Below are 11,291 nucleotides of genomic sequence, written 5' to 3'. Positions count from 1 at the left end.
GCCCGAGCCGCGCGCCGGAGCGAACCGAGGTTCGGCCTCGCGAGCGTGAACGGCACCGGGCCAAGCCGGCGCGCCACCCGGCCGAACCCGCGCACCATTCGGCGGGATCGCGGCGGCGGGTTGAGGAGTGCGCACGGGACGCGAGCCACCAGACTCAGCCGGCATCAACGGCAGCGCCACCAAAGCCTCCGCCAGCACCCGCCCCAGCGACGGCGCCAGGTCCCGGCGCCCCCGCTCCTTGTACGCGATCAACAACCTCCGGCCCACCCCGCGGTACCGGGCCAGCGCGAAGACCCGCACCAGCCCCGCGGTCGGGCCGCGCACCACCTCCCGCGCGGCTCCCCACACGCCCTCGCAGCGGGCACAACACGGCTCCCCGCGCGCTCCGCACGCGGCGCAGCGGCTCGGGATCAGCAGATCGAGCAGTCTCTTCAGCACACGGACAGTGTCACGACCGGCACCGACAGTTTCAGACGCTCAGCCGTCACTCACCCGAGTGAAAGATCAGCCCGGGTAGAACGGGTCCGCGTCCTTCATCGTGTGGCTGTGCGGGCGCCACACCTCACCCAGCACCGAGGCCGTCCACAGGCCGTTCGCGTCCGCCACCACGATCTGGTGGTTGGGGGCCGCCGTCACCCCGTGGACCGTCGGGGTCAGGTTACTGCTGTTGAACGCGTCCAGGCGCTGGCCGTCCACCGTCACCTTGACCACCGGCTGGGACGACGACTTCGTGACCGCCACCAGGCTGTCCGCGGCGATCCAGTCGACGTCCACGACGTCCTCGATGTCGTGGGGCTGGAGGTGGCGGGGCTCGCGCAAGGACACCGAATCACCGTTGACGACCACCGCGGCCACCCACAGCTGGCCCTTGATCACCGCCGCCACGCGAGCTCCGTCGCGGGAGAACCGGAGCTCCGTGAGGTCGCCCTGCTGGGTCAGGTCCGTGGCGTTGACGCTCAGCGCCGTCCAGTGGCCGTTCTGGTCGAGCACCATGCGGCCCACCGACAGCCCGTCGACCACCGTCCACAGCTCACCCGTGCCCGGACGCCACGTGGGGCGGGTCAGGGAACTGCCGCCGAGGGGCGTCAGCGCCAGGTCGTGGCCGAGGTCGCCGATGCGCAGGCGGACGCCGCCGCCGCTGCGCTCCACCACCGCCAGGCGCTTGCCGTCGATCGACTGGGCCGCGCTCACCACGTCGTAGCCGCCGTTGCCCGCCGGGCCGCCCACCGGGGCGCCGTCGGCGAGGGAACGGACCCGGCCGCCGACCGTCATCAGGCCCTGCAGCTGCGAGCCGATCGACAGCGACGCGCCGTACGCGGGCAGGTCGTTCTGCCGCCAGTCCGGGTGGTTCGGCACGAGCGGGGCGCCGTCGGCGAGGATCCGGATCCGGGCCGACGTGACGTACTGCAGGGACAGCACGATCTGCGCGGCGATCAGGTTCCGGATGTCGTCGGGCACCCCCGAGAGCCCGGTCAGCGGGACCACCAGCGTCCCGTCGTCGAGGCTCTTGACGTTCGTGTCGATCTCGATCGGCTCGCCGAGCAGGTTCTTCACCGCCCCGGCCAGAGCCGACGACGGCCCGTTCACCAGCAGGTCCATCACCCGGCCCGGCAGGCCCGACTGCGGCTTCGCGACTACGTAGCGCCGATCGGGGACGAAGGTGGCCGACGACTCCGAGTAGAAGTTCACCGGCACCGGCGTGTAGTTCTCGCTGAAGTCGCTCTCGGTCGCGTACAGGTCGGCGGGCGGGTCCACGATCCGCCACTGGTTGTTCGGCTGCCGGCGCACCTTCACCTGCAGCAGCGCCGAGGTGTAGTCCGGCACGAACGCGCTGCTCTGGTCCAGCGTGCCGATGTCGATCCCGCGCACGTTGACGACCTGCGTGTTCGGGTCCGGCGGCGGAGCGGTGTCGTAGACCGTGCCGAAGGTGTCCTGGATGATCGTCAGGCTGCGGCTCGGCCGCCAGTTCGCCCGGCCCTGCTCGTCCAGGTAGGCGCGCGCGGCGGCGTTGTTCTGCCCCGGCTTGAGCGTCGCCCCGACGAAGGCTCGGACCAGCGACAGCGGGTCGAGGCCCGGCGCCGGCTCCGGCACGACGTCACCGGGGCTCTGGCCCTGCCGCTCCCCCGGCACCACCTGGGGCTGCGATTCCAGCGGCACGTTGGCGCAGCCCGCCAGCAACGCCGAGCAGAGAACCAGGAGCAAAAGCCGTTTCGTCCGGAGCTTCGCTCCGAGCCGGGGGCTCCGCCACCCGGACCCCCGGAAAACCTGGTGGTTCACTGACCGATTCCCTCACGTTCGGCGAAGATCGCCTCCGGCGCCGGCGTGACGTCGATGACCCCGAGCGGCACCTCGGCGGCGAACCGGTCGGGCGGCGGCAGGACGAGCGGCGACTCGCCCACGGGCACGTCCTGCTGGCGCGGCAGCAGGAGGCGGAAGCAGGCGCCGTTGCCGGGCTCGCCCCACGCGTCGAGCTCGCCGCCGTGCAGGCGCGCGTCCTCCTGGCTGATCGCCAGGCCCAGCCCGGTGCCGCCGGTGCGCCGGTTGCGCGACGGGTCGGCGCGCCAGAACCGGTTGAACACCAGGTCGGCCTCGCCGGGCCGCAGGCCGACGCCGTGGTCCCGGACCGTGATGGCGACGGCGGTTTCGTTCGCCCCGACCGTCAGCACCACCGGCTTGCCTTCGCTGTGGTCGACGGCGTTCGCGAGCAGGTTGCGCAGGATCCGCTCGACGCGCCGGGCGTCGACCTCGGCGATCACTTCTTCCTCGGGCAGCACCAGTTCCACCGAGCTGCCCGCGTTGCCGGCGATCACCCGCACCTGCTCGACCGCGCGGGTGGCGATCGGCCGGACGTCGATGAACTCCGCGGCCAGCTCCTCCACGCCGGCGTCGAGCCTGCTGATCTCCAGCAGGTCCCCGAGCAGCGCTTCGAACCGGTCGAGCTCGTCGACCAGCAGCTCCGTCGATCGCGCGAGGCCGGCCGGGAACTGCTCGCGGGAGGCGTGCAGCACGTCCGCGGCCATCCGGACGGTGGTCAGCGGCGTGCGCAGCTCGTGCGAGACGTCGGAGGTGAACCGGCGCTGCAGGCCGCCGAACTCCTCGAGCTGGCGGATCTGGCGCTGGATGCTCGCGGCCATCCCGTTGTAGGACACCGCGAGCTTCGCGAGATCGTCTTCGCCGAGCACGGCGAGCCGCTGGTCGAGGTCGCCGCCGGCGAACTGCTCGGCCGCCGCGGCGGCCTGCCGGACCGGGCGGACCACCTGCCGCGTCACCAGGTTCGTGATGCCCGCCAGCAGGAGCAGCAGCACGAGCCCGCCGACCAGCAGCGTGTTCTGCACCGTCGAGACGGTGTTCTGCTCGGTCGTCAACGGGAACAGCAGGTACAGCTGCAGCGGGACGGCCACGGTGTTCAGTGGCGTGCCGACGATCAGGTACGTGGTGCGGCCGCCGCCGGCCTCGGGCGCGGTGTGCTCGAGGAAGCTCATCTGGTCGGCTTCGACGAACTGGCGCAGCCGCGGCGGCACGTTCTCGAACGGGCCCGCGAACGACGGCTCGGCGCTCGACTGGTCGTGCCCGCCGCTGGCGAGGACCGGCACGAACGTGCCCGCCGCCGACCCGGCCGCGTCCTGGCTGGTCGGCGTGATCGCGATCTTCTTCAGTGCGTTCTCGAGCCGGTTCCGGAGCGCCTCGTCGTTCTCGGACGAACCGAGGCCGACGAGCTCGCCGGCGGCCGTCTCCGCCGCCGCGCGGGTCTGCGCGATCGCCGCCGTGCGCTTGGTGTCCAGCAGCCGCTCGGTGATCTGGTTCTGCAGCACCATGCCCAGCACGAAGACCACGGCCGAGGACAGCGCGAGCGTCGACACGGTGACGCGGAACTGCAGCGAGTGCTTCCACAGCTCGTTGAACGCGACCGCGCGGCGGCGCGCGAAAACGACGACACGCCGCACCAGGCGTGCCGTCGAACGCGCGAACGCGGGAAGCCGTCTTCCGCTCGCGAGAGTCATGGCCGCATCACGGCGGGCCGGCCTTGTACCCGACACCGCGAACGGTCAACACCACCTCGGGGTGCTCCGGGTCCTTCTCCACCTTCGAACGCAGGCGCTGGACGTGCACGTTCACCAGCCGGGTGTCGGCCGCGTGCCGGTAGCCCCACACCTGCTCCAGCAGCACCTCGCGGGTGAACACCTGACGCGGCTTGCGGGCCAGCGCCACCAGCAGGTCGAACTCCAGCGGGGTCAGCGGGATGGCTTTGCCTTCGCGCGTGACCTCGTGGCCCGGCACGTCGATCGCCAGGTCGCCGATGGTGAGCGATTCCGCCGGCTCGGCCTCGGTGCGGCGCATGCGGGCCCGGACCCGCGCGACCAGCTCCTTCGGCTTGAACGGCTTGACGACGTAGTCGTCGGCGCCGGACTCCAGGCCGAGGACTATGTCGACGGTGTCGCTCTTGGCGGTGAGCATGACGATCGGCACCCCGGACTCGGCGCGGATCGCCTTGCAGACGTCGATCCCGTTCATCCCGGGCAGCATCAGGTCGAGGAGGACGAGGTCGGGCTTCAGCTCACGCAGCGCGGGCAGCGCGCGTGAGCCGTCGGCGACCACCGCCGTGTCGAACCCCTCCCCACGGAGCACGATGGTGAGCATCTCCGCGAGGGCGGGGTCGTCGTCGACCACGAGAACACGTGCCTTCATGTCCACATATTCGCACTAGTTCCGGCGCCCGCACGCACGACCCGCGTGTTTGACCACCAGAAAGATCAAGATCGCCCGCACTCCCTGCTCCATCCGGGTGCCGGTACCGGCTGCTGTGGACGGTCCGCGGAGGCCGCGCCGGGGTTCCGGCGCGGCCTCCGCGGACCTGCGAGAAGGGGCTCAGGGTAACGACTGGCGAGATGCCGAGCCGGTACGTGAAAGTTGCGCATTGTGAGACTCTGTGCCTCCTCCGCAACAATCCGGCCTGAGGTGGGCCCTCGTCAAGAGATTCGCCCATCCAGCCGATAGGAACTCCGCGAAACGGATACTGTTGCGCCATGCGGAACCAGGACTCGGGCAACGCAACTCAGAGCCAGGTGCAATCGGTCGACCGGGCCATCAGCGTGCTGGAACTGCTCGCGCGCAACGGCGAAACCGGCATCACCGAGATCGCGGGCGAACTGGGCGTCCACAAGTCGACGGCGTCGCGCCTGCTCAGCGTCCTGGAGACCAGAGGCCTGGTCGAGCAGCTCGGCGAACGCGGGAAGTACGCCATCGGCTTCGGCGTCGTCCGGCTGGCCGGTGCCGCGACCGGCCGGATGGACCTCGCGAAACTGGGCCGGGCCAGCTGCCTGGTGCTGGCCGAGGAACTGGGCGAGACGGTGAACATCGCGATCGCCGACGACGGCGTCGCCATCAACATCAGCCAGGCCCGCGGTTCGGCCGCGATCACCACGCAGAACTGGACGGGCCAGCGGACGCCGCTGCACGCGACGTCGAGCGGGAAGGTCCTGCTGGCGTACATGGGGGAACCCGAGCGCAAGCGGGTGCTGAAGCGGAAGCTGGAGCAGTACACCCCGCGCACGACGGTCGAGCCGGAGGAGCTGCTGGCCGAGCTGGACCGGGTGGTCGAGGACGGTTATGCGGCCTGCTACGAAGAACTCGAGCTCGGGATGCACGCCGTGGCCGTGCCGATCCACGGCCCGGGCGGGGACGTCGTCGCCGCGATGAGCGCTTCCGGGCCGTCGTACCGGCTTTCGAAGCAGCGGGTGAAGCAGATCGTGCGGCCGATGACCGAGGCGGCGGAGGAGCTTTCCGCGCAGCTGGGGTATTTCCGGGACTAGGGGTAGAGCCGCACCATCTCGCGGATCGTCTTTCCCATGTGCGCCACCAGTTCCGGGGGTGCCAGCACCTGCGCGTCCGCGCCGAGCCGCAGCAGCCCGGTCGTCGCGTGGGACACGCTCTCCAGCGGGATTTCCGCGCGCTGCCAGCCTTCCTCGTCCGCGGGTTCGAGCGTCCGGGCGACGAGCCGCGCGGCTCGCGGGCCGAGGATGTCCGGCAGGGCCGCGATTCCGGCCGGGGAGAGCCGGATGAGCGCCGTCTCGCCGTCTTCGCCCTCTTCGTACCGTTGGACGTGCGCGCGCCAGAATTCCGCCAGCTCGAAGCCGGCCGGGCGGGTGAAGTGCTCGTCGAGCGCCCGGAACTCCTCGATGTTGCCGACCCGGTAGGTCCGCGGCTCCGGCCCGGCGACCAGGTACCAGACGCCGGCCTTGAGGACCAGGCCGAGCGGGTGCAGCCGCCGCGTCACCACCCCGGGTGCCGGCGACCAGCGGCGGTAGCGGATCTCGACGACCTGGTCCTGCCACAGCGCTTCCGCGGCCGCGAGCAGCTGAGGGACGGCGTCGGCCTCCCGGTACCAGCCGGGCGCGTCGAGGTGGAACCGCTGCCGGATCCGCACCGACGCGTCGCGGTACGGCGTCGGCAGCGCGGCCATCAGCTTCAGCTCGGCGGCGGCCACCTGGGCACCCAGCCCCAGCTCGGCGGCCGGCTGCGGCAGCCCGGTGAGGAACAGCGAGCCGGCCTCGCCCTCGGTCAGGCCGGTGAGCCGGGTCCGGTAGCCGTCCATCAGCTGGTAGCCGCCGTTCGGGCCGCCCTCGGCGTAGACCGGAACGCCGGCCGCGGCGAGCGCTTCGACGTCCCGGTAGACCGTCCGCGCGGTCACGCCGAGCTCGGCCGCCAGCCGGGCGGCGCTCATCCTCCCCCGGTTCTGAAGCAACAGCAGCAGGGACACCAGCCGGCTCGCACGCACGCGCCGGAGTCTGCCAGCGGCCACTGACAGAAGGTGTCAGGGGTAGCCCCGCAGGATCGCCGCCATGAACGACTTCGACTTCTTCATCGGCTCCTGGACCGTCGTCAACCGGCGGCTCGAGTCGCTGTTCTCCGGCTGCGACGACTGGGACACCTTCGCCGGCACCACCACGTGCACGCCGCTCTTCGACGGCGGCGGCAACACCGAGGAGATCCTGTTCCCCGAACGCGGCTTCCGCGGTTTCACCCTGCGCCTGTTCGACGTCGAACGGAAGGAGTGGTCGATCTACTGGGCCAACAGCCGCACCGGGCGGCTCGAACCGCCGGTGGTGGGCACCTTCCGCGACGGCCGGGGCGACTTCTACGGCGACGACACCCACGAGGGCAAGCCCATCAAGGCGCACTTCATCTGGTCGGACATCACCGCCACCTCCGCGCGGTGGGAGCAGGAGTTCTCCGCCGACGGCGGCCGGACCTGGGAAAGCAACTGGGTCATGGAATTCACCCGGACCTGAGGGGCGCAGATCCGTCGTCCTGCGACTGTCCACTGTGGGCAAACCGGGCCGGGAACGAGGCACCGCCCGGTAGCGACGCGACCCGGCTACTGCCCTAGCAGCGTCTTCGCGAGCGCTTCGTGGTCGACGCCCGCGACGCCGTCCAGGACGTGCCAAGGCGCGAGCCAGCCCGTCGCGGCCAGCTCGTCGTAGACGGCCGCGCACCGCCGCTGCAGGCCGTCGTCGGTTTCGAAGGCGTCGCGCTCCCGGCCGGTCTCGGTCTCCGCACGGCGCTCGGCGCGCTCGGCCGCGACCGCCGGGGCGACGCGCAACAGCAGGTGTGCGTCCGGGCGCGGCAGCCCGAAACGGTCGACCTCGAGCTCCCACACCCACTTCACGACTTCGCCGGACGCGTCCTGCCGCAGGCGCGCGGCGGCGTACGCGGCGTTGGAGGCGACGTACCGGTCGAGGAGAACGACGTCGTGCGCGTCCCGCAGCGCGCGGATCTCGTCCGCGGCGCCGCTGCGGTCCAGCGCGTAGAGCATCGCCATGCCGTACACCGAGTCGGCGAGGTCGCCGTGCCCGCGGTGCAGCGCCTCGCGGACGAGGTCGGCGTGCACGCTCTTGCCGTAGCGCGGGAACGCCAGCGACGCCACGCTCGCGCCCTTGGCGCCCAACGCCGTCGTCAGCCCGTCGGCGAGCGTGCGCTTGCCCGCGCCGTCGAGCCCTTCGATGACCACCAGTCGACCCACGGACGTCACAGTAACGGTGGTGGACCGGCGGGCTCGGTGGAAGGGGATCGACGCCGAGCCCGCCGGTTCGTCTAGGCGGGGTGCCGCCGGAGGTGGAACACGTAGCCGAGGCCGCTGATCGCGAGCACGCCGACGAGGATCAGCAGCGGCACCCAGCCGGTGTCGTGGCCGGACGGTGCCGGGCCACCGTCACCGCGGGGCATCACCTGGGAAGTGGCGTCGTAGCCGCCGGCCTCGCCGTCGCGGGCGTAGGCCGAGCCGGGGAGCTTGTCGGCGTAGCGCGCCTCGACGATCCGCTGGTAGCCGGCGACCACATTGCCGTCGGCCAGCGACGTCACCCGGCCGTCGCGGACCCCGTACCAGGCGTCGACCTGCGGTTCGTGCAGCAGCTGGGCGCCGGCGGGCAGCTTCCGGGCGTACTCGCCCTCGACGTCGCCCGAGGCGATGTTGCCGATCTGCCAGGCGCCGTCCGCGCCGCGGACCGACCAGAGCGTCGCCGTCCGGCCGTCCGAGGCGCGCGCGGGGATCGCGAAGTAAGCAAAGTCACCCGGCGCCGCGCCGGGCTTGCCCGCGACGAAGTCCGGCGACAGCTCGTACACGGGGTAGGCGTCCGGCGCGATCTGCACCTTCACCGGGCCTTGGGCGCCCGGGGCCTGTGCGAAGAAGCGGACCAGGACGTCCTGGAACCCCTCGGCCGCGCGGTGCGCCGCGGAGGCGTCGGCGCTGCTGATGACGGCGGCCTGGGCCGCGCCTGACACCGGAGCCGTCATCAGCAGCGCCGCGCCGGTCAGCACGGCGAGCACGAGCGCCCGCCTGCTCATCGGGCGATCCCGGTGAGCGTGTGCGTCCAGGTGAACGACGAGTTCTGCGTGTAGTAGCCGTAGGTCGACCAGTTGTAGCGCCGGGCGGGGCCGGGGTCGCCCCAGAACACCCAGTCGCCGCGGGTGTCGTAGCCGTAGAGGACGTGCGTGTGGCCGCCGCCCGAGCGGTAGCCGACGCGGGTCTCGACCGGCCGGTCCGCCGCGGTCTGCGTCCGGACGTCGGCGTACGAGATGCGCCGGTCGAGGTAGCGGCCCGGCGAGCCGAAGCCGAGCCGGGCGAAGGCGCGCTGCGGGTCGGCGAGCGTGCCGGGGAGGTTCGCGCAGTCGGCGCCGGTCTCGCCGTGGGCCAGCTGGCAGAACCGCGTCTGGCTGACGACCGCGCCGTGGTAGGCGGCGATGGTGTTGCCCGCGCCGGCCCAGCACCACTGGTTCTTCTGCTGGAGCTGCAGGGCGATCTGGTTCCGGTAGGTCGACGGCACTCCGGGCGCGGCTGCTTGGGCCTGCAGCGGGGCGACCAGGCACAACAGCAGGCTCACTGCCAGTACGGCGTGGACCTGGCTCGACTTCACCAGCACGGACGGCCTCCTGCTCGAACGTGGGCGAACCAGCGGTGGTCACAACGGTGAACAACGCGGTCACAAGGAGCAAGAACGCCATCCGGAGGAACGGACCGTTCCGGGGGGCAGCCGGAACGCGGAACGCTCACCTCAACGAGGCCAACCACCCTGAACGGGGGTCGGCACGGCCACTCTACGCTGCTAACGTGAACGTTCCGCGGTGTTCACGCCCAGCGCACACACTGGTCGGGTGAAGGGACGAGCGGTGGCACAAGACGGGAACCTCCCACTGATCATCGATGGCGCCCGCACGACCCGGGCATCGGTCGCCGAACTGCCCAAAGAGCTGACCGAGGCCCTGCGCACCGGCGAGTTCCACCACGCGTTGCGGCTGGCGATCGCCTATCGCGGGCTCTCGCTGGCCCGGCTGCGCGCCCACCTGGCGCTGCGCGGCGTCCAAATCGGACAGTCGACGCTCAGTTACTGGCAGCGCGGGCTGCGTCAGCCCGAGGTGCCGAAGGCGCTGCCGGCGGTCCGGGCCCTGGAATCGGTCCTCCAGCTGCCCGCGGACGCCCTGGTGGTGCTGATCGGGCCCCGCCTGGTCCGCCGAGGCCACCAGCCGGCGGCGTCGTTCCACGACCTGCGGTCCGGCGACATGGGCTCGATCGTCGAGGACCTGCTGGCCGAGCTGGGCGCGTACCCGTCGTCGAACCACTACAACGCGGACCTCGAGCTGCTGTCGGTCCACGACACGATCACGTTCGACGCGGAACACCGCCAGGTCAGCCTGCGGACGCGGCTGGTGACGCGCGCACGCCGCCACGGGCCGGACCGGTACCTGACGGTGTACAACGGCGACCCGGGCTGCCGCATCGACGACGTCGAGCTGATCACGGACGAGGGCTGCCGGGTGGGGCGGATGCGCCGCAACCCGGACGCGGACACGATGGCGACGGAGCTGCTGTTCGACCGCAAGCTCGCCGAGGGCGACATCCACGTGTTCTGCTTCGAGGTCCGGGACGACTCGGGCTCGGCCTCGCCGGGGTACTACCGGATGCTGCGCGACCGGTGCGCGAGTTACCTGGTCCAGCTCCGGTTCGACCGGAACGCCCTGCCGGCCCGCTGCACCCGCCAGGTCCGCGCGCGCGACGACGCCCTGCCGGTGGTCGCGGAGGAACTGGCGTGCGACATGGGCGGGGTGAGCAGCGCGTTCTTCAGCGACGCCGGGCCGGGCTTGGCCGGCGTCGCCGTCGAGTGGAACTGAGCCGTGTCGACCCTCTGATCACGCGTGCCGACCCCTCAATCACGCGTGTCGACCCTCGGATCACAAGCCGGCCCGACGGCTTCCGGGCCGGAACGGTCGACACGCGTGATCCTGAGGTCGACACGCGTGATTGAAGGGTCGACACGACTTAGTGGCCGCGGTGTTTGGCGCGGGCCTGGGTTCGGCGGCGGGTGGCGTCGGCGGCCGCGCGGCGTTTGCGGGCCGCTTTGTTCTCTGCCGCGTGCTGGGTGACTGCGTCGCGGAGGGCGCGCTGGGCGGCCGTGCCGATTCCTTCGTCTTGCTGGGCCTTCTTCGCCAGCTTCGCGAGGCGCTTGGCGTTGAGCCGGGCGGTCGGCCGCTGCTCGGCGGGCACCGGCGGGGCCGCGCGGGCTTCGTCGGCCAAGCGGGCGAAGTCGCGGCCGGCGGCGAACACCGCCAGCTCGGCGTTGGTCGGCTCGCTGCCGAAGAGGTGGCGCGCGGCCCGGACCTGGCCGTCTTCGTGGATCTCGTAGACGCCGACCCAGAACCGGCCGTCGTGGTACAGCGTGAACACCCCGCTCATCGGGAAACCTCCAGGCGTGACGGATCAGCCTGGCGTCACCGGTTTCCCTGGACGGGACAACGAGCCC

12 protein-coding genes are annotated in these 11,291 nt (G+C 71.7%); 3 read left to right on the top strand and 9 right to left on the bottom strand.

Annotated elements, in window-relative coordinates:
- The 4 genes from ACWDN5_RS35195 to mtrA form a co-directional block, all read right to left on the bottom strand.
- The coding region (locus ACWDN5_RS35195) for a ComF family protein (protein WP_449679315.1) at positions 1-438 on the bottom strand (438 nt) is incomplete at its 3' end.
- Positions 439-504: 66 nt separating this feature from the next.
- On the bottom strand, positions 505-2,202 hold the full coding sequence (locus ACWDN5_RS35190; protein ID WP_449679314.1) for an LpqB family beta-propeller domain-containing protein: 1,698 nt from the start codon (positions 2,200-2,202) through the stop codon (positions 505-507).
- Positions 2,203-2,273: 71 nt separating this feature from the next.
- Positions 2,274-4,001 (bottom strand): MtrAB system histidine kinase MtrB, encoded by a 1,728-nt coding sequence (gene mtrB, locus ACWDN5_RS35185; RefSeq protein ID WP_449679313.1) that lies wholly within the window; start codon positions 3,999-4,001, stop codon positions 2,274-2,276.
- Positions 4,002-4,008: 7 nt separating this feature from the next.
- Positions 4,009-4,686 (bottom strand): MtrAB system response regulator MtrA, encoded by a 678-nt coding sequence (gene mtrA, locus ACWDN5_RS35180; RefSeq protein ID WP_005150760.1) that lies wholly within the window; start codon positions 4,684-4,686, stop codon positions 4,009-4,011.
- Between the two features lie 338 nt (positions 4,687-5,024).
- On the opposite strand from mtrA, the gene ACWDN5_RS35175 reads away from it, so the two are divergent.
- Positions 5,025-5,810 carry an IclR family transcriptional regulator gene (locus ACWDN5_RS35175; RefSeq protein ID WP_310973466.1) on the top strand — a complete coding sequence of 262 codons (786 nt, stop codon included), beginning with the start codon at positions 5,025-5,027 and terminating at the stop codon, positions 5,808-5,810.
- Here the strand turns inward: ACWDN5_RS35175 and ACWDN5_RS35170 are convergent.
- Entirely contained in the window at positions 5,807-6,775 is a 969-nt protein-coding gene (locus tag ACWDN5_RS35170; RefSeq protein WP_449679312.1) for a helix-turn-helix transcriptional regulator, read from the bottom strand. The genes ACWDN5_RS35175 and ACWDN5_RS35170 overlap by 4 nt on opposite strands.
- Positions 6,776-6,839: 64 nt before the next feature.
- Between ACWDN5_RS35170 and ACWDN5_RS35165 the strand changes: the two genes are divergently transcribed.
- Positions 6,840-7,289: a hypothetical protein gene (locus ACWDN5_RS35165; RefSeq protein ID WP_449679311.1), complete on the top strand. Its 450-nt coding sequence runs from the start codon at positions 6,840-6,842 to the stop codon at positions 7,287-7,289.
- Positions 7,290-7,375: 86 nt separating this feature from the next.
- Here ACWDN5_RS35165 and ACWDN5_RS35160 read toward each other — a convergent pair whose 3' ends face one another.
- The 3 genes from ACWDN5_RS35160 to ACWDN5_RS35150 all read right to left on the bottom strand — a co-directional run bounded on the left by ACWDN5_RS35160 (position 7,376) and on the right by ACWDN5_RS35150 (position 9,416).
- Entirely contained in the window at positions 7,376-8,029 is a 654-nt protein-coding gene (locus ACWDN5_RS35160; protein ID WP_449679310.1) for a dTMP kinase, read from the bottom strand.
- Positions 8,030-8,091: 62 nt separating this feature from the next.
- Complete coding sequence (locus ACWDN5_RS35155) at positions 8,092-8,841, bottom strand: hypothetical protein (RefSeq protein WP_449679309.1); 750 nt, start codon at positions 8,839-8,841, stop codon at positions 8,092-8,094.
- Positions 8,838-9,416 (bottom strand): papain-like cysteine protease family protein, encoded by a 579-nt coding sequence (locus ACWDN5_RS35150; RefSeq protein ID WP_449679308.1) that lies wholly within the window; start codon positions 9,414-9,416, stop codon positions 8,838-8,840. The genes ACWDN5_RS35155 and ACWDN5_RS35150 overlap by 4 nt, the downstream gene beginning before the upstream one ends.
- A gap of 247 nt (positions 9,417-9,663) precedes the next feature.
- Between ACWDN5_RS35150 and ACWDN5_RS35145 the strand changes: the two genes are divergently transcribed.
- Positions 9,664-10,662, top strand: coding sequence for a hypothetical protein (locus ACWDN5_RS35145; RefSeq protein WP_003085563.1), 999 nt, complete (start codon positions 9,664-9,666; stop codon positions 10,660-10,662).
- Positions 10,663-10,810: 148 nt separating this feature from the next.
- On the opposite strand, the gene ACWDN5_RS35140 is transcribed toward ACWDN5_RS35145, so the two are convergent.
- Positions 10,811-11,224 (bottom strand): YjdF family protein, encoded by a 414-nt coding sequence (locus tag ACWDN5_RS35140; RefSeq protein ID WP_449679307.1) that lies wholly within the window; start codon positions 11,222-11,224, stop codon positions 10,811-10,813.
- Positions 11,225-11,291: the final 67 nt, after the last annotated feature.

The organism is Amycolatopsis sp. NPDC003731, assembly GCF_053586895.1.
This window is presented reverse-complemented; position numbering and strand designations above follow the sequence as displayed.